This window comes from Bacillus sp. SIMBA_005, assembly GCF_046535585.1.
GTDB lineage: Bacteria > Bacillota > Bacilli > Bacillales > Bacillaceae > Bacillus > Bacillus pumilus.
This window is the reverse complement of sequence record NZ_JAWRWI010000002.1, coordinates 53,740-71,135: the sequence shown is the minus strand read 5'-3', so window position 1 is coordinate 71,135 and position 17,396 is coordinate 53,740. Positions and strand designations below refer to the sequence as shown.

General features: G+C 43.1%; 17 protein-coding genes. 7 read left to right on the top strand and 10 right to left on the bottom strand.

All coding sequences use genetic code 11. The features are described from left to right. Nucleotides 1–188: 188 nt before the first annotated feature. Nucleotides 189–599 (bottom strand): YwpF-like family protein, encoded by a 411-nt coding sequence (locus tag SB660_RS02975; protein WP_003215215.1) that lies wholly within the window; start codon nucleotides 597–599, stop codon nucleotides 189–191. A 117-nt stretch (nucleotides 600–716) separates the two neighbouring features. Between SB660_RS02975 and SB660_RS02970 the strand changes: the two genes are divergently transcribed. The 3 genes from SB660_RS02970 (at nucleotide 717) to ytvA (ending at nucleotide 3,248) form a co-directional block, all read left to right on the top strand. Beyond that, the gene (locus SB660_RS02970; protein ID WP_058013504.1) at nucleotides 717–1,073 is read left to right on the top strand and encodes a hypothetical protein; all 357 of its coding nucleotides are present in this window, start codon (nucleotides 717–719) and stop codon (nucleotides 1,071–1,073) included. Between the two features lie 372 nt (nucleotides 1,074–1,445). After that, the gene (locus tag SB660_RS02965) at nucleotides 1,446–2,306 is read left to right on the top strand and encodes a Cof-type HAD-IIB family hydrolase (RefSeq protein WP_208856858.1); all 861 of its coding nucleotides are present in this window, start codon (nucleotides 1,446–1,448) and stop codon (nucleotides 2,304–2,306) included. Between the two features lie 153 nt (nucleotides 2,307–2,459). Continuing rightward, nucleotides 2,460–3,248: a YtvA family blue-light photoreceptor gene (gene ytvA, locus SB660_RS02960; RefSeq protein ID WP_058013506.1), complete on the top strand. Its 789-nt coding sequence runs from the start codon at nucleotides 2,460–2,462 to the stop codon at nucleotides 3,246–3,248. A gap of 70 nt (nucleotides 3,249–3,318) precedes the next feature. Here ytvA and SB660_RS02955 read toward each other — a convergent pair whose 3' ends face one another. Both SB660_RS02955 and SB660_RS02950 read right to left on the bottom strand, forming a co-directional pair. Beyond that, on the bottom strand, nucleotides 3,319–6,096 hold the full coding sequence (locus SB660_RS02955; RefSeq protein ID WP_061409815.1) for a DEAD/DEAH box helicase: 2,778 nt from the start codon (nucleotides 6,094–6,096) through the stop codon (nucleotides 3,319–3,321). Beyond that, on the bottom strand, nucleotides 6,083–7,690 hold the full coding sequence (locus SB660_RS02950; protein WP_410581274.1) for an SWIM zinc finger family protein: 1,608 nt from the start codon (nucleotides 7,688–7,690) through the stop codon (nucleotides 6,083–6,085). Before SB660_RS02950 ends, SB660_RS02955 begins: the two co-directional genes overlap by 14 nt. A gap of 186 nt (nucleotides 7,691–7,876) precedes the next feature. Between SB660_RS02950 and SB660_RS02945 the strand changes: the two genes are divergently transcribed. Then, complete coding sequence (locus SB660_RS02945) at nucleotides 7,877–8,020, top strand: YwzD family small protein (protein ID WP_003214884.1); 144 nt, start codon at nucleotides 7,877–7,879, stop codon at nucleotides 8,018–8,020. A 116-nt stretch (nucleotides 8,021–8,136) separates the two neighbouring features. After that, complete coding sequence (locus SB660_RS02940; RefSeq protein ID WP_410581272.1) at nucleotides 8,137–9,456, top strand: UDP-glucose dehydrogenase family protein; 1,320 nt, start codon at nucleotides 8,137–8,139, stop codon at nucleotides 9,454–9,456. Between the two features lie 37 nt (nucleotides 9,457–9,493). On the opposite strand, the gene chrA is transcribed toward SB660_RS02940, so the two are convergent. The 5 genes from chrA to alsS form a co-directional block, all read right to left on the bottom strand. Beyond that, nucleotides 9,494–10,027: a chromate efflux transporter ChrA gene (gene chrA, locus SB660_RS02935; protein ID WP_058013882.1), complete on the bottom strand. Its 534-nt coding sequence runs from the start codon at nucleotides 10,025–10,027 to the stop codon at nucleotides 9,494–9,496. After that, nucleotides 10,027–10,608, bottom strand: coding sequence for a chromate efflux transporter ChrB (gene chrB / locus SB660_RS02930; RefSeq protein ID WP_339164183.1), 582 nt, complete (start codon nucleotides 10,606–10,608; stop codon nucleotides 10,027–10,029). The genes chrA and chrB overlap by 1 nt, the downstream gene beginning before the upstream one ends. A 16-nt stretch (nucleotides 10,609–10,624) precedes the next feature. After that, a complete protein-coding gene (chrS, locus tag SB660_RS02925) occupies nucleotides 10,625–11,104 on the bottom strand; it encodes a chromate efflux transcriptional regulator ChrS (protein WP_371869431.1) in 480 nt (159 codons plus the stop codon). Between the two features lie 149 nt (nucleotides 11,105–11,253). Beyond that, complete coding sequence (gene budA, locus SB660_RS02920) at nucleotides 11,254–12,024, bottom strand: acetolactate decarboxylase (protein WP_058013511.1); 771 nt, start codon at nucleotides 12,022–12,024, stop codon at nucleotides 11,254–11,256. Nucleotides 12,025–12,059: 35 nt separating this feature from the next. Next, nucleotides 12,060–13,760: an acetolactate synthase AlsS gene (alsS, locus tag SB660_RS02915; RefSeq protein WP_058013512.1), complete on the bottom strand. Its 1,701-nt coding sequence runs from the start codon at nucleotides 13,758–13,760 to the stop codon at nucleotides 12,060–12,062. 150 nt (nucleotides 13,761–13,910) lie between these two features. Here alsS and alsR point away from each other — a divergent pair, with 150 nt between their 5' ends. After that, the gene (gene alsR, locus SB660_RS02910) at nucleotides 13,911–14,807 is read left to right on the top strand and encodes an acetoin biosynthesis transcriptional regulator AlsR (RefSeq protein ID WP_061409806.1); all 897 of its coding nucleotides are present in this window, start codon (nucleotides 13,911–13,913) and stop codon (nucleotides 14,805–14,807) included. A gap of 64 nt (nucleotides 14,808–14,871) precedes the next feature. After that, on the top strand, nucleotides 14,872–15,474 hold the full coding sequence (locus SB660_RS02905; protein ID WP_058013884.1) for a flavin reductase family protein: 603 nt from the start codon (nucleotides 14,872–14,874) through the stop codon (nucleotides 15,472–15,474). A gap of 36 nt (nucleotides 15,475–15,510) precedes the next feature. Here the strand turns inward: SB660_RS02905 and rbsB are convergent, their stop codons facing one another. Further along, nucleotides 15,511–16,428: a ribose ABC transporter substrate-binding protein RbsB gene (rbsB, locus tag SB660_RS02900; RefSeq protein ID WP_012011498.1), complete on the bottom strand. Its 918-nt coding sequence runs from the start codon at nucleotides 16,426–16,428 to the stop codon at nucleotides 15,511–15,513. 13 nt (nucleotides 16,429–16,441) lie between these two features. After that, nucleotides 16,442–17,395, bottom strand: coding sequence for a ribose ABC transporter permease RbsC (gene rbsC, locus SB660_RS02895; protein WP_058013514.1), 954 nt, complete (start codon nucleotides 17,393–17,395; stop codon nucleotides 16,442–16,444). Nucleotide 17,396 lies beyond the last annotated feature (1 nt).

The window sequence follows — 17,396 nt, the reverse complement described above, 5'->3', positions numbered from 1 at the left end:
ACAAACCCTCGCATTCGTTGTCAGGTCTGTGCTCCGGTGCTCACGAATAATCAATTCGCTCCGCTCCAGTGCTCGCCCTTTCTAGACTGCAAAGGTTTTCTATCACGCTGAAAGGAAGACAAAGGGCTAAAATAAGATTCATTTTAGCCCTTTGTCAACTATCTAAGAGCGGCTAATCCCGCTCTTTTTTATGTGTTTTGTTTAAATGCATCCAGTAGTTTTTCTCCGGAAAGCCCCTCTTTGACGAGGTCTTTTAGTACTTCTTCTGTTTCTGTTCTATAACGATTTGTAATCATCTTACCATCGAGCAGCACAGAAATGTTTTCTTCTAAAGCAACAATGTTTTTGACTTGGACAGATAGATGAACAGGGCGGTTGTTTTCTTTTGTGATCGTCACAAGAATCTTCACTTCAGTGTGCTGCTGAAAGAGCACCTCAAACACCTGTCTATGTTTTTTTGGAATGAGTGCCTCGATCATCCAGTGATTTTCACCATCTTCTTTATTAATGATTAAACCGTCGCGAAGGGGAATGCTGGACATTTTATCTTGCTTTGGATCAAGTTCAATTTTTAAATCAATCAGCCTAAAGGTTTTCATTTTTTTCACCTCACAAGCGTTCATTATTCGTAAGTAATATTATAGCATACAACATCTGTATAAATGAAACCGCTGCCTGCTTAAAGCGAGCTGCATATGAGTGAAAGGAGATGTTTTATGGAGTCTTATCAATTACGAAACATACATATTGGCGAAGAGAAGGCAAAGAGCACAATGCGCGTTTATTCGTGGGGAGACATTCTTTCATTTTGTGATGTGTACATGGAAGAAGGTGAGTCACTCACGTTTCAATACGTCACCGAGGATCAAATGGACTACTTTGAATTTCAATTGTCGATTCATGACGGACAGCTTTGTTTTTATTGGTTTGCGTGGGACGGATCTGATTATATTCATATGCCTTCTAGTAATTGGATTCATTCAGACGTTTTTTATCAATTTATGAAAAATAAGTTTTTCGTCAAACAAAACAAGATGATGTTTTATACTCAAGCAGTAAAAAGCAGAAATTAAAGAGGAAAGAGAGAATTTGAGGGGGCATTCTTTCATTTTCATGTTTTGTCACATACAACCTTTCTCGGTAGACTAAGGGCAGTTAAAAGGAAAGGAGGTACGGTCTGAATCAAAAGGTAACGTCTAGCATCTGACAGCCCCCCTCTAGCTAAAGCTGATAGACGCTGCCTTGAGCATAAGAACACTGCGTAATAGAACCATCGTTTCTTTGTATAGGTCATGTGTCCCCTTAAATCCCCTTGTGTGTATCCGGTCATGTAGCGTGGCCGGGTACTCTTTTATTCAAAGATAAACCGATCACCTCTTGATGAAGGATTTTATCAGCGGTATGATAGCCAAAATGGAGACAAAAAGGAGAGAACGATGACAAACATTCAATTGATCGCAACGGATTTAGACGGAACGTTATTGAATAGTGAGCACAAAGTGAGTCAGGAAAATGAGCAGGCGTTAAAGGAAGCAGCGGCGAATGGATTGGAAGTTGTCGTGTCAACAGGAAGAGCATATTTTGATGTGAGGTCTATTTTTGATGAGCTTGGGATGAATACATGGGTGATTAGTGCCAATGGAGCTGTGATTCATGATCCGGCTGGACAAGTATATCATTCAGCTGCTTTACAAGAAGAAAAGGCCAAACGCATATTGAAATGGCTTGAAGAACGTGAGTATTATTATGAAGTTTTTACAAACGAAGCCATTTTCACACCGAATCGTGGCAGAGAGCTTCTTGCGATTGAAATGGATCGTTTAAAAAGTGCAAATCCAGAAACGGACCTGAGTGTTTTAAAACAAGCGGCAGAAGTGCAATACAGTCAGTCGGGTTTTTCTTATATTGATACATATAAAGAGTTGTTTCGTGAGGATCGAAAGCTTTCATTCTACAACATTTTAGGTTTCTCTTTCTTTGAAGACAGATTGAAGAAAGGATGGAATATGTTTGGTGATGATTCAGATGTCACAATGGTCAGTTCAGCCGATCATAACTTTGAAATTGGTTCAAAGGATGCATCTAAAGGCCAGGCATTAACAAGACTGGCAGAACGACTTGGTATTCCTTTAGACCAGACAGCGGCTGTAGGAGACAGTTTAAATGACGAATCGATGCTTCTAGCAGCTGGTGTTGGGGTTGCGATGGGCAATGCGAGACAGGATATGAAAGAAATCGCTGATCATGTCACGTTAACAAATGATGAACATGGTGTGGCGTATATGATTCGACACCTTTTGAAGTAGATGCATCAGATGTCGTTGTATAAATCACATAGGATAAAGCGCATTCTACAAAAGAGGAATTCAGAACTACTTCTATTTACACATGATGTGGAACATCATATAATTTAATTATGAACATAACCCGCTTGTAAGGAAATTAAGGAGAGTAAACGAATGGCGCTGGAATCTTATAAGTCCGAAAATCTGCATTTAATCAAGGAAGCCTTAGACTATACTCAGGTTGGCCTGACGGTGACGGACCCGTCTTTACCTGATAATCCTTTAATATATGTGAACAAGGGCTTTTTAGATATGACAGGCTATCAAGAACCCGAAGTATTGGGGAAGAATTGTCGTTTCCTTCAAGGAAATGAAACAGAGCAAAACGCTCTCCAACAAATTAGAACAGCAATTGAGAACAAAGAGGCTGTCACTGTTCAGCTGAAAAATTATAAAAAATCTGGACAGATGTTTTGGAATGAGTTAAGTGTAGCTCCTCTTTGGATTGACGAAAATGAAGGGAAACGTCTTTATTTCGTTGGTCTGCAAAAGGATGTCACGAAAGAGAAGGAACAGCAGGAGCTTCTTGAGCAATCAATTGATGAAGTGCTGAACATTTCTGTTCCCATTGTTCCTGTGAAAGATGGTATTTCTGTGTTACCGATCATTGGTACGTTAACAGCGCCAAGATTTGATAAGATTATCTCCACAGTCTCCACCTATATCTCTCAATCCAAGGACGATTATTTTATTGTCGATCTGTCTGGTTTATTAGAAGTCGATTCATTTGTGGCAGATGCGATCTTTAAGCTGAACGATTTGATTTTAATGACTGGTACGGAACTCATCGTGACAGGAATTAAACCGAACCTTGCGATGAAAATGGGAGAAATGAGAGAAGACTTCCGTGAATTGAATACGTATATGAACGTGAAATCTGCATTGAAAAAACTGCACATTTAACCTATGTTCATATGAAATGAAAAAAGAGGACTTTTCATCATGTTTGAGAAAAGTCCTCTTTTTGCTTGGATTAAGATGATTGAGCGGCGGCGCTTAATGTGAATAAATCTTCTAGTTCGTTTGTCGATAGCTCTGTAATCCAGCTTTCACTTTGGATAATTTGATCATTTAACGTTTGTTTTGTTTCGAGCATTTGATCAATTTTTTCCTCAATCGTGCCCGTTGTGATCATCTTATGGACGTGAACAAATCGTTTTTGTCCGATCCGATAAGCACGGTCGGTCGCTTGGTTTTCCACAGCAGGATTCCACCATCTGTCGTAGTGAATGACATGGTTTGCGGCGGTTAGGTTAAGTCCTGTTCCTCCTGCTTTTAAAGAGAGAATTAAGATGTTGAAATCTTTCTTCTGGAAGCGGTCCACCATTTTATCCCGCTCCTGTTTGGACAGACTGCCATTTAAAAATTGAACGGGTTCTCCAAACATCTTTTCCGCCAGCTGCTTGATCATGTTCCCCATTCCAATATACTGCGTAAAGATGAGGCAGCTTTCTCCTTGTTCATGTATTGCTTTTAACAGCTCTGCGAGTTTATCCATTTTTAATGAACGTTTCAGCAGTTTCACATCGGTTCCACTCTCTTTTAAATAGAGAGCCGGGTGATCGCAAATCTGTTTGAGTCTGCCGAGCATACTTAAAATAATGGCTTTCCGCTGCATTCCTGTTAACGAAGCCATGTGTTCGAAAGTATCTTTCACGAGCTGTTCATATAAAGAAGCCTGCTCAGCGGATAGCGGAATGTATTCTTTTTCTTCGAGTTTCTCAGGCAGGTTCAGGGCGACCTCTTCATCTTGCTTTGTTCGTCTTAAAAGGAAAGGCTTAATCAGCTGCTGCAGCTGTTCAATTCTTTTTTCATCACGGTCTTTTTCAATCGGCAGAACGAATTTCTTATGAAAGCTCGTCAAGCTGCCGAGATATCCTTTGTTGACGAAGTCAAAAATGGACCAAAGCTCTGTTAAACGGTTTTCCATAGGTGTCCCGCTAAGGGCAATATGATGCTGCCCTTTGAGCTGTCTGATCGCTCTCGATTGTTTTGTATGGGCATTCTTAATGTTTTGGGCTTCGTCTAAACAAATCGTATCCCACTTTGCTGACGTTAATTCATCACGATCAGAATGTGAGAGTCCATAAGATGTCAGGACAATATCTGTTGACTCGTATGCCTTTGTAAAGTGTTCCCCTTGAGGACGCGATGGCCCATAATGCAAGGCAACATTCAAATGTGGCGCGAAGGTTTCAAGCTCTCGCTGCCAGTTTCCTAAGACAGAGGTCGGCGCAATGATGAGAGATGGAGCGGCATTTTGCTCCTGCTCTTTCAAATATGTGAAATATGCAATCATTTGAATTGTTTTTCCAAGACCCATATCATCTGCTAAACAAGCCCCAAATCCATGAGATCTTAAGAATAACAACCAGTTGACACCATGCTGCTGATACGGTCTGAGTGTGCCTTTGAAGGACTCACTCATTTCGTATGAAGGCAGCTCCTGCGTATCATTTAACTGATGGACAAGCCCTCTTAATTGCGACGAGAGTTCAAATTGAATATGTGCAAATGCTGAGCTGTCTAGCAGCTCTGGAACCGATTCAGAGGATGCTTCTTGATCTGCCAGTTCACGTGACAAAATATCAGACATGTGCAGCCCTTCATTTTCGGCGCGCTCCATCCATTTTTTCATTTGCTGGATGAAGGTTGGGTCGATTTTGATCCATTGTCCACGAATATTGACAAGGCGCCGTTTACTTTGGACAAGCTCGTTGAACTCATCTTCTGTCAGCTCGATGCCGTTTGTAGCAAAGCGCCAATTAAAGTCCATCAAGGCATCCATTCCGACATGCGACTCGCCTCTTGGAGTAGAGGAAATCCTTGCTTTTAGCATCATGGTGCTTTCTTTGACAATTTGCCACCACGATGGGAGCAGGATCTCAATGCCCATATTCACAAGTGTTTCACTTGCTTCAGATAGGAAGAGCCATGCTTCGTCTTCTGACATGAGCGTGGTGCCAGATGTGAAAGAGAGCCAAGGGACAATTTGACCGAATCGCTCCAGCTCTCTGGAGATTTTATCTTGATACGGATGCCAAGATCTTTTCAATGAACGGATGCCTTCAAAAAAGTGAAGATCGCTGTTTTTCTTATCACGCAAAAATAATTCGATTTTCCAATCGTCTCCGTCGAAATCCGGTTCATTTAGACGCAAGCCGACAGTGAAAGGTGTGTCGTCATCAATCCAGCCAATCGTTTCCAAAAAATCCTGCTCATCTAAAAAATGTCCTTGGAAGGATGAGAGCGCAGGCGATTGTTCTGTCATGCGGTTCCATTTGTGCTGTAAGGCATCATCATATTGAATGTAATCCTGTACGGCAAAGGAGAACCACTCAGCCGTATAGCCATCTAATAGTCCTTCTTTGTCTTTAAAACGAAGGACACCTTTTGTCCAAGCCTCGTAATCGGGAATAAAATCTTCATCCTCAATGAATTCATAAATGGTGGAGGCTGTCTTCATCAGTGGTTCCGTTTCATCGGTTAGTGTCACATGACTAAAGGTATTAAATGAATTTTTCCCTAGCAGTTCAACGGTCATCCAAGGGCTTAGCAGGAAGGCAGGTGTGCCAATAAAGCTCACATCTTCTAAAAATGTTCCGTAAAAAGACGATTCGTGCCATTGGAAAAGCTGCCTCTTCATTTCATTAAGCGGAACAGGGTGTCCGTCCTCTGCTTGCGCTGAAATGGTGAAAGAGAAATCTTCTGTTTGTTCTGCATGAATGACAATTTGTTTATGGCGTGTCATCAATTAATTTTCCTTTCTTCATTTCCTCTTGGAACGCACGCAGCCGTTTCGTTGAATCCTGTAGCTGCTTTACATATCTTTCCCAAATCGCAGTTTGTTTCGTTTTATGATAAAGCGTGCGCAGTTTTTTTAGCATTTTCACAGATTCCCGGTAAGCACTTCGATTCTTTTGATCGAGAAGCTGTGAGATTTCACGGTGATACGACGGAATGAGCGCTTCAGGCTCCTCTTTTGCAATTTGTCTGATCAGGTCCTTCTCCAGTTCACTGATGGAGAAACCAACAAGGCTGTGAATTTCAATCCATTCTGCATAACGCTCTTGTGCATATAAGAGCTGACTATATTCAGTAAACGCATAGGGCATGCAGATCTGGAGGTAGCGTTCATATAAATGATGATCATTCGTCTGCTTAAAGTATGCGTCTAAATAGAAGAAGAAATCACTGACAGCTCCTCGCAGTTCTCTGTAGGAAAGGTCGAGCTGGCAATATTCCTCTAAAATATAGGTGATCTCATGATACCAGAGCTTGAGCCGCTTCCAGTCCTTGCGGTTTGTCAGATCCTTCAGCCAGTTGAGCACATTTGGCAGCATATCTGCATTGAGCAGCTTTAATTGCTGAAAAAGGCTATCGTCTTCTTTCAGTAAATAATCCATATGCATCAATCCGATGGTACGCTCAACCGTTTGTTTTTGCTGCTGAGCGTTCTTTAGTAATTCTGTTTCTTTTTTAACCCATTTCCCTCTATTTAATATGGTGCCCCAAATCTCCATAAAGACCGCTACTCGTTCATGTTGAAAAGGTCCGTTTATTTGAAGAAGTGTCCGAACGGCAGTTGGTGTGTTTTCAAGAAACGGATCGAGGGAAAAGGAAAGGGCATATGTCTTTAAGTGATCCACTGAATCAAAAATGGTGTTCATGAGCTGTTCTACATATGGATTCATGGAATAAAAGTCCTTCTCGGCATCAAGCTGGCCAAGATCGATTAATTCATAAATCCTTAACCACACATCGATTGACGTATGAATCGCATACAAACTCTTGAATTCAGGTGAATGAGGTGCGTGTTTTTTTAAGATTGATAAATAGCCGTAATACAAATGCTGCGGTGTTTGCTGGTGTTTTGGTGTCCGTTTCAGCCAGAGGTTAAATTCCTCTTGGAAAAAATTCAACCAGCTTTGGAGTGATTGTTCGTCTGGGCGCTTCACTTGGAAGTGCTGGCGAATTAATTCTTTGCTGCGTTGTAATTCATCCTTTTCTGACCAATTTTCTGTAAATCCGGTCACACTCTCCACTTGAGCGTATAGCGAAAAGAAGACAGCGAGAATGTGTTTACAAAGTCCATCTGCCGGACATGAGCAGCTGCTTCTCACAGGAAACAGCACATGAAGGTGGACTCTTGCTGCCACGACATCATGTACATAAGCTGACCATTCCGTATCAGATTCTTGCTTGAGACGATATACACTGTCCTGTCTATAAGTAATCAATGCTTTTTTGATGAGTTGTTTGTTTTCATCTGTTGCAGGAAGAAGTTCTTTGATTTGTTCGGCTGTTTGCTTGAGTTCTTCTTCGTTGATGTTGTGCTGAAGCATTTGATCCGCTCCTAACCAAGTAAAAGATTCCAATTCTTTTATTATAGCTCAATGGTGATTTATAAAAAAGTTTTTCATGAAAATGGTCATAAATTTCAAAAGCTGTCGAATGATGTATTAGAGTATTGCATAAACCAACCTTACAGCATATAATAATGAAATTAGTGGAATCGAAAGGATACAGACATGGATAATAAGGGTTTGAATCAAGAAGAGTTTTTAAAAATTTTGATGTACGCTCATGATATTGGTGAGAATTCAAATGATGTCACAACAAAAGAAATGCTTGAAAATCTGATTGCTCATATTCGAAATGGTCTTGTTTCATAAAAGTGACCCCCTGCTAGTGATGGCAGGGGGTTTTTGTATGCTTTTATGAATGGAAAGAAAGCTCCCAGCATACGATGTCTTTACAAGCATAAGGCGTATGGGGAGCTGATGGTGTCATGAATATTGCAATTGCAGGCTGTGGATATGTGGGACTGGTCACAGGTGTGTGTTTAGCGGAGGCAGGGCACAATGTGGCATGTATTGATATTGACCGGAGAAAGGTCATGCAGCTGAAACAGGGACATCCACCAATGTATGAGCCAGGATTAAAAGAACTGCTGAAACGCAATCTTGAGCAAGGTCGAATTCAATTTCACATAAATGGGGAGGCAGCCTACCCGCGGGCTGATGTGTTAATGATTGCGGTTGGCACCCCGCAGCAGGCAGATGGTCAAGCTGATTTACAATATGTGTTTCAAGCCGCAAAAGAGATCGGTACAAAAGCGAAATCAGGTGCGGTTCTTGTGGTGAAAAGTACGGTGCCTGTTGGAACGGGTGATCAAATCGAACAGATGATACATCAAGAATTAGGACGGAATGAGCCATTATCGATTGCATCTAACCCAGAGTTTTTACGAGAAGGCTCTGCCATTTCAGATACATTGAGGGCAGATCGGCTTGTCATTGGGGCTGAAACAAAAGCTGTATTAGACCGGCTCGAGGAGGTGTATGCTGATTTCCACCTGCCAGTGGTTAAGACAGACCGAAAAAGTGCAGAAATGATCAAGTATGCATCTAATGCTTTTCTTGCGACCAAAATCAGCTTTATGAATGAGATTGCCTCCATTTGTGAAAAAACAGGTGCTGATGTTGAATGGGTGGCGCAGGGAATGGGGCTCGATCAGCGGATCGGTTCTTCATTTCTCAAGTCGGGGATTGGCTACGGAGGTTCTTGTTTTCCAAAGGATACAAATGCACTTGTGCAAATCGCAGGGCATGTGTCGCATGATTTTGAGCTGTTAAAGGCTGTTATCAAAGTAAACAATGAGCAGAGAGCGGGTTTTATCCGAAGTATTCAGGAGAGACTGGGATCAAATCTTGAAGGAAAGCGAATTGCACTTCTTGGCCTTGCTTTTAAACCGAATACAGACGATATGAGGGAGGCGCCATCGGTACCCATTGCTCATGAACTCCATCAATTAGGCGCAGAGCTTGTGGCGTATGATCCTGTTGCCTCACGCCATGCCGCTCGTGAACTGCCGGACCAAGTCAAGTTTGCTCATACGATGGAAGAAGCGATAAAGGATGTCCATGCAGCTTGTATATTAACAGAGTGGACAGAAATTCAGACGTTTCCGCTCACGTCCTACAAGGAATGGATGAGACAGCCGCTTATTTTCGATGGGCGAAACTGCCATACGCTTGAAGCAGCAGAACAAGCAGGAGTCGAATATCATTCGATTGGGCGCAGACCGATTTCTCCAATCTATATGTAAAAGAAAACCGATAACACAGGCCATGTTATCGGTTTTCTTAATGCGGCAGAATCAATCCGCCATATAAAAAGGCAGCCACAATGAGAAAGGCGGGGTGCATTTTGAATTTAGTCATAAAGAAAAAGGAGATCGCGGCAATAGCGAGCGATTGCGTCCAGCCAATGGCTTTTACTGCATCTCCGCCAATTTCCCATGTTAATAAAAGCATCATCATTGCAATGACAGGCTGGACGGACAAGGTCATGCCTTTGACGACAGGAGATTGGCGAAAGCGGTCAATCAGCTTGAGCAGTAAAATCAATCCAATGGCTGATGGCAGAACAGTTGCAAGCAGTGCCACAATAAAGCCTGGCCAGCCCATGACGTCATAGCCGACATATGCTGCGATTTTCGTCGCAATTGGTCCTGGCAGTGCATTGGCTAAAGCAAGCATATTGGAGAACCCTTCGTTCGTCATCCAATGAAAATGGTTGACGATTTCTTCATAATTCAGCGGAATGGATGCAGGTCCTCCGCCATATCCTAATAGATTGGACAAGAAGAATGCCCAGAATAAAAAGAGAATCAGCATCATGAAGACACCCCTTTCTCTTTATTTGGTCGATTCCAGCGTTGTTTCAGTTTGAAATGAAAAGCGCCATAGCATAAAAAGATGATGACAATGATTCCTGGATGAATGGACAGCACCTGCAGCCCGATAAAGGCAAGAAGGAACAGAGCGATCCCGAAGATCATTCCGAAGCCTTTCAGCGTTTTTTGTCCAAACTCGTATGCCATGATCCCAAGCAGGACGGCAATAACTGGCGTCACGGCGCCAATCATATTTTGAATGATTTGTGAGGAGCTTAAGACGCTGACAAGTGTAACGAGTGCCACCATGGCGAGACATGACGGTAAAATATGGGCAGCTGTTGCGATGATTGCGCCGGATACGCCCTTCAATCGATAGCCGAGATATGCTGACATTTTGGTCGCGATCGGACCTGGTAATGCGTTGGCGATGGCGAGTGTTTCTCCAAATTCGTCATCGCTGACCCATTGATATTTCACTACCGCTTCATGGCGAATGAGTGGTATGACGGAAGGACCTCCGCCAAAACCGAGAATGCCGGTTCGCACCATAGCGATGATGAGTTCGATATATGATTGCAAGTGATTCAACTCCTGTCTACAATTTCATGCCCATTCGGCTTTTGTACCGTTTAATGAGCATTTGGCAGTCCACACTCACAACGCCTTCCAGCGGGTACAGTTTTTTTGTTAGGAATGTCTCCATTTCCTGTTCGTTTTGAAAAATGCCATGCATATGCAGCTTGCTTGGCCCTGTCATGTGATAAAGGCTTGTGACAGCTGTTTCCTGTTCGAGCTGAAGGGCGACTGCTTCTAAAAATTTCGGCTCAACCTCTACATTAAAGAAGACAGAAACATGAATGCCGATCTTAGCAGGGTTGATGACAGCTGTGAATCGTTCAATGACACCTGCTTCAATTAGCTGCTGAATACGGGCTTGTACAGCAACACGTGAAAGACCGACTTGTTTTCCAAGATCTGTATAGGACATACGCCCGTCCTCATGTAATAGGGATAAAATTTGTTTATCTCGTTCGTCTAATGTTAAGTTCGGGATGCTAAAGTCGTTTGCCACCATATAACCACCTTTCTTCTGTTGATATTTTAACATGTTTCATTACGAATAGAATGGGTGAATTTCAATTTACTAACGAAATGAAATGTAATGAAGTAATAAAAATTCCTTTTGCATAAAAAACACCCCGGAATCACCGGGGTGTCTTTATTTTATTGATCTGGGCTGCTTTCTGCACTCGCAATTTGCTGTGCGAGGTCAGCTCGATCAATGTCTGCTTGGAAGAATTCCTGCGTATTTGGCAAGTGTAAATTCATATGGCGTTTTTGAGAAATTCGGATGGTCACTTGATCAACAGTGTAATCAAAAACGTGTCCGCCGACACTTCGATCGTCGTCAATGAAATGAAGATGATATCCACTTACCGCAATACCATGTGCGTACTGCGGTGTACGGAAACCAGCGATCGTTCCATGAATATCCTCGAAATCGAAGATGGGCTGTGACTTGACTGCTTCCACCATCGGAACGTAAGGTTTTTCCTGTTTTTCGACCGTACGTGTTTGCACCTTTTTGAATGATCCATCAATGCGGATCGCATAAAACACATTCTTACTCGGTAAAATGCGGTCGATTTCTTCTTCTAGCTCTTTGCTTGTCATGGCTGCATCAATTCGATGAACGATATCAGTTTCAAAGAATGCTAGAGAGCAGAAGGGTGAATAGTCTTGATCGGTAACCGGTGTCGCTGTTCCATCCGAGCGCAGCCGGTAGAATGCGCCGTCAAAGCCGATCAGCTCTCCATCTAATTGATTGAATGTACCAATGCCGAAATCACCGTGCTCGGGAATTTGTGAAAGGGAGAAATCTCCATCATATACGGCTTCCAGCAAAGAGGTCATCGTCGATACTTGATAGACCTCTTGCTGTTTGTCATGTTGTCTTGTGTCGTTCTGTTGATTCATTGGGTGCATCATACCCATATCCGCTCACTCCTTTGGTGTAATGTATGGACATCTTATCTGACGTTCAATGTGTGTGTTTCACGAAAGACTTCTGGCCATTTTTGACTGGCGAGGTCTGGGTTGTCTTGATAGTCAATCGGAATATCAATAATAACGGGTCCTTCTATGTTTATACCCTTTTGTAGGACAGTTGAAAGCTCTTCAGGTGAGTTAACCCGTAATCCAGTCGCTCCAAAGCTTTCCGCATATTTCACTAAGTCGATCTGTCCGAATTCAACGCAGGATGTGCGGTCATATTTCATTTCCTGCTGAAACGCCACCATGTCGTATGTGCTGTCATTCCAAACAAGGTGAACGAGATTTGTTTTCATGCGGACGGCTGTTTCTAGCTCCATAGCAGAGAAGAGAAAACCACCATCACCAGAGACCGAAATGATCTTTTCATCTGGGTTCAGTATGGAAGCCGCAATGGCCCATGGTAAGGCGACGCCTAATGTTTGCATGCCGTTGCTCACAAGGAATGTGTTCGGCTCATAGACGCGGAAGTGACGCGACATCCAAATCGCGTGAGACCCGATATCACACGTGACCTTCGTGTCATCAGGAATCAGGCGTCTTAATGTATGAATGACATCCAGCGGGTGAGATAGATGACTTTCTCTTTCTGGTGCTTTTTCAATGTCGCTTAACAGCTCCTGCAATTCAGTGACGAATTCAATTTGTTCTTTGCATAGAGAAAGTGGAACACTGTCATGGGCTAGATGTTTAACGGTTTCAGCTATATTGCCGACAAGCTCAAGCGCCGGCTCATAAAAATGATCAATATCTGCCTGCATGTCATCGACATGGATGATCTGTCGCTGCTTCGGCTGAATATTCCAATGCTTCGGATCATATTCAATTGGATCAAAGCCGATGGTCAAAAGGACATCTGCTTGTTCAATGAGAAGATCGCCCGGCTGATTTCGGAATAAACCGATTCTGCCTACATATTGAGACTCAAGCTCTCTTGAGAGAACGCCAGCTCCTTGGTACGTTTCGACAAATGGAATTCCAAGTGTTTTCAATAATGTTCTAGTAGCCTTTGCAGCAGCTGGACGACTTGCTTTCATTCCCACAATGGCAACAGGTAAGTGTGCATTTTGAATTTTGGCGATAGCCGAGCTGATGAGAGCATCCGGTGCAGGACCTAGTTCTGGAGAAGGGTGAGCAGACACTGGTGTTTGTGTAGTGTGTTCTGTCACGACATCTTGTGGAAAGCTGATAAATGCTGCTCCAGCCTGCCCCTTTTGTGCCGCGCGAAAAGCATTTGTTAAGGCTTCGGGTATATTATGAACGTCTTGTACTTCAACACTGTATTTTGTGACTGGTTTGAATAATGCCGCATTGTCGAGTGATTGATGTGTTCGTTTCAGCCGATCTGCACGAATGACGTTTCCAGCGATTGCGACAACAGGGTCACCTTCTGTATTGGCTGTTAATAGACCTGTTGCTAAATTAGATGCGCCGGGACCTGATGTCACGAGACAAACACCTGGTTTGCCGGTTAAGCGGCCGACAGCAGCTGCCATAAAGGCGGCATTTTGTTCGTGTCTGCATAGGACAAGCTCTGGACCTCTGTCTTTTAATACATCAAATACGGCGTCAATTTTGGCACCTGGAATTGCAAAAACATGGGTCACACCTTGAGCAATCAGCGTATCAACAATCAATTCTGCTCCTCGTCTTGTTAGGGGTTGTGCTTGAGAATTCATTTACCCCGCACTCCTTTCGGCAAGTAAAATTTTTTATGAAAATATATTTTCATGATATGATTTACTATACATTTCAAAATGGAAAATTTCCAATATATGTTTAACGTGGTTTTAATATGTTTCACGAATAAGTGTGCGAGGGGTGAAAGGATGGAACTGAGACATTTGCAATACTTTGTCACAGTAGCGGAGGAGCTGCATTTTGGCAGAGCAGCCGCACGGTTGAATATGACACAGCCTCCACTTAGTCAGCAAATTAAACAGTTTGAAGAAGAATTGGGGTTTCCTTTGTTTCACCGGTCAAAGCGAGTGGTGGAGCTAACAGCTGCTGGAAAGGTCTTTTTACATGAGGTGCGAGGTGTGCTGCATCAGCTTAATAAAGCCGTTGATCATGCCCGGCATACAGCAAGAGGAGAGCTGGGGAAAATCATCATAGGGTTTGTTGGAACAGCGACGTATGATATTCTGCCGCCAGTTGTACGCGAATTCAGAGAGCTGTATCCCTCTGTCAGTATTGAGCTGAAACAGCTTTCTGTTCCACAGCAGCTAGGAGCGCTTTTAAATGGGGAGATTGATATCGGTTTTTTACATCCTACATCGCCTCATGAAGAACTGGTCAGCCGTTTGATGAAGCAAAGTGAATGTATTTTTGCGATTCCGAAAAATCATCCGCTGGCGAAAAAAGAGGCAGTCACGATCGAAGATATTCGTCATGAACCGATTATTTCTTTATCACAGGAATCATGGCCGTCCCTTTATCAACACTTTGTCCTGCTATGTGAAAAGTACGGTTTTTCTCCGAATATTGTGCAGGAGGCGGCGGAATATCAAATGGTGATTGGTCTTGTCACAGCTGGTATCGGCATTGCGGTCATTCCGAAATCAGCCCGGCGTTTATTTAATCTAGATGTTGTGTATCGGTCCATTGAGGGTGAACAGCTTTTGGCAGAATGGACGATTTCTTATAGACGAGAAAATCATAATCCTGCTTTATTTCATCTTGTCCACCATATCCTGCATCGCACCGAGCCTGAATCAGAGGCATAGAAAAAGGGGTATGGTATGATGTCGATACACCAAAAGGAGGCGTGCTGAATTGATTACGTTGCAAATGGATCAGCTTTCACGAAAAGAAGCATATAAATTATTATCGGGCTCTATTGTTCCACGACCGATTGCGTTTATTACAAGTCTGTCTAAAGACGATGTGGTCAATGCCGCACCATTTAGTTTCTTTAATGTCATTAGCGGACACCCGCCGCTCCTCGCAGTTTCTATTGGACGACGCGAAGGTCAGATGAAGGACACAGCGCAGCATATGATTGACAGGGGAGAATTTGTGGTCCATGTGAGTGATGAAACGATAATAGAAGATATCAACGAAACAGCTGCTACGCTGCCACAGGAAGAGAGTGAGCTGGATCGAACCGGTCTTCATCAAGTAAAGAGCCATGTCGTGTCAGTGCCGGGCATTCAGGAAGCACGTATTCGCTTTGAATGTCAACTTGAAAAGCATCTTACCTTTCAAAATGATGAAGGGGAGATCACGGTCGATCATATCATTGGCCGGGTTGTGTGTGCGCATTTAGATGAGGCTGTGTATGATGCGGAAAAAGGTTATGTTTCGACTCATGAACTAAAGCCAGTCGCACGTTTAGCGGGAAATGATTACGCCCATTTAGGGACGTCATTTGTGCTAAAAAGACCGGAATAATAGGAAAACCCCCGAGAGAAATCGGGGGTTTTGTGTTTATTTTTTCTGTTCTAGTTTCAGTGGAGCTGCGATGTTCTTTTCTACTTTTTTCCCTTTTAAGACGTCGCTTGCAGCGCCGACTGCCAGTTTCCCGATCAGCTCTGGCTGCTGGGCGACTGTGGCAGATAGTTTTCCTGCTTTGATCGAGTTGAGTGCATCTTCGTTTCCGTCAAAGCCAACGACGAGAATGTCTTTTCCAGAGCTTTGAATCGCTTCTAAAGCGCCAAGTGCCATTTCATCATTGTGGGCAAAAACGGCTTTGATGTCAGGGTTTCCTTGAAGGAGGTTTTCCATGACGTTCAATCCTTTTGTTCGGTCGAAGTCAGCCGCTTGTTTGGCTGTCACTTTTAAATCTTTATCTGCTATTTGATGGAATCCTTTTCCGCGCTCACGTGTAGCAGAGGCGCCTGGTACACCTTCTAATTCAGCGACTTTTGCTCCTTTACCGACCTTGTCGATGATAAAGTTGGCTGCCATTTCGCCGCCTTTGACGTTATCTGAGGCAACAAGTGCTTCTACTTTTCCGCTTTCAGCTGAACGGTCTAATGTGATGACAGGAATATCTGAAGCATTCGCTGATTCAACAGCAGTTGAGATAGCAGATGAATCAGCTGGGTTGATGAGTAATGCGTCGACCCCTTGTTGAATGAGGTCTTCTACGTCACTTGTTTGTTTCGCTGAATCATTTTGTGCATCTGCAATGACGACTTCGATGCCAAGCTTTTTCGCTTCTTTCGTCACCCCGTTTTTGAGAGAAACGAAGAATGGGTTATTTAAGGTCGAGATCGAGAGACCGATTTTAATGTCTTTTTTCTTCCCATCTTTTGTTGATTTGGCCCACTCTGGCGGTTCTAGCGAGCAGGCAGAAAGCATGAACAATGAGAGAGTCAGAATGAGAATGAGATATTTTTTCATAGCAGCTGCCTCCTTAAGCAGATTTCTTTCTGTCTAGTAGGACTGCAATCAAGATGACAATCCCTTTCACAACAGATTGATAGAATGATGATACACCAAGTAAGTTCATACCGTTGTTCAGGACACCGATGATAAGCACCCCGATCAGTGTGCCGACAATTCGTCCTCTTCCGCCAGAAAGGCTTGTCCCGCCAAGTACAACAGCAGCAATCGCATCAAGCTCATAGGATGTACCAGCTGTTGGCTGAGCTGAATTTAGCCTGGATGTTAAAATGGCACCTGCTAAAGCAGACATGAACCCAGCTAATGAATAAATCATGATTTTGACACGTGGTACTTTAATGCCTGAGATGAGGGCTGCTTTTTCATTTCCACCGATGGCATATGTTCTTCTGCCGAAAGGTGTTTTATGAAGCAAGACCCAAAGTACGATAAAGGTGAGAAGCATCGTGATCGCTGGAACAGGAATGCCTAAGAAATACCCGCGTCCGAATAACTGAAATGCATAGTTAGAACCGAGTCCTGTAATCGGGTTTCCGTCTGTATAAACAAGTGTTAACCCTCTGAAAATCGTCATCGTGGCAAGTGTTGCGATAAAAGGAGCCATTTTTCCTTTTGTGATTAAAAGACCGTTGACCATTCCAAGAATAGCGCCGATGATACAGCCAACGATAATAGCGAAAATCGGGTCCATACCAGACACGATAAATCCGGCAGTCAGCGCACTAGAAAGTGCTAAAATGGCACCGACCGACAAATCAATTCCTCCGGTTAAAATAACAAATGTCATACCAAAGGCAATGAGGGCATTAATGGAGATTTGTCTAAGTAAGTTTAAGATGTTTAATGGCTCTAAAAAGGCCGGATTTAATATAGAAACAATGGCGACAAGGATGATGAGTCCTAAGAATGGCCCAAGTTTTTGCATGATGTGATCAAATCGTCCATTTGAAGTAAGTGGTTTCATG

What these genes read in the sequence shown, in the direction of transcription:
- SB660_RS02950 (WP_410581274.1), bottom strand. Translation starts at nt 7,690, where the DNA reads ATGCTTCAGCACAACATCAACGAAGAAGAACTCAAGCAAACAGCCGAA.
- SB660_RS02955 (WP_061409815.1), bottom strand. Translation starts at nt 6,096, where the DNA reads ATGACACGCCATAAACAAATTGTCATTCATGCAGAACAAACAGAAGAT.
- chrA (WP_058013882.1), bottom strand. Translation starts at nt 10,027, where the DNA reads ATGCTGATTCTCTTTTTATTCTGGGCATTCTTCTTGTCCAATCTATTA.
- chrS (WP_371869431.1), bottom strand. Translation starts at nt 11,104, where the DNA reads ATGGTGGCAAACGACTTTAGCATCCCGAACTTAACATTAGACGAACGA.
- alsS (WP_058013512.1), bottom strand. Translation starts at nt 13,760, where the DNA reads ATGAATTCTCAAGCACAACCCCTAACAAGACGAGGAGCAGAATTGATT.
- SB660_RS02905 (WP_058013884.1), top strand. Translation starts at nt 14,872, where the DNA reads ATGGATCAGCTTTCACGAAAAGAAGCATATAAATTATTATCGGGCTCT.
- ytvA (WP_058013506.1), top strand. Translation starts at nt 2,460, where the DNA reads ATGGCGCTGGAATCTTATAAGTCCGAAAATCTGCATTTAATCAAGGAA.
- SB660_RS02940 (WP_410581272.1), top strand. Translation starts at nt 8,137, where the DNA reads ATGAATATTGCAATTGCAGGCTGTGGATATGTGGGACTGGTCACAGGT.
- SB660_RS02970 (WP_058013504.1), top strand. Translation starts at nt 717, where the DNA reads ATGGAGTCTTATCAATTACGAAACATACATATTGGCGAAGAGAAGGCA.
- rbsC (WP_058013514.1), bottom strand. Translation starts at nt 17,395, where the DNA reads ATGAAACCACTTACTTCAAATGGACGATTTGATCACATCATGCAAAAA.
- rbsB (WP_012011498.1), bottom strand. Translation starts at nt 16,428, where the DNA reads ATGAAAAAATATCTCATTCTCATTCTGACTCTCTCATTGTTCATGCTT.
- budA (WP_058013511.1), bottom strand. Translation starts at nt 12,024, where the DNA reads ATGGGTATGATGCACCCAATGAATCAACAGAACGACACAAGACAACAT.
- SB660_RS02945 (WP_003214884.1), top strand. Translation starts at nt 7,877, where the DNA reads ATGGATAATAAGGGTTTGAATCAAGAAGAGTTTTTAAAAATTTTGATG.
- SB660_RS02975 (WP_003215215.1), bottom strand. Translation starts at nt 599, where the DNA reads ATGAAAACCTTTAGGCTGATTGATTTAAAAATTGAACTTGATCCAAAG.
- alsR (WP_061409806.1), top strand. Translation starts at nt 13,911, where the DNA reads ATGGAACTGAGACATTTGCAATACTTTGTCACAGTAGCGGAGGAGCTG.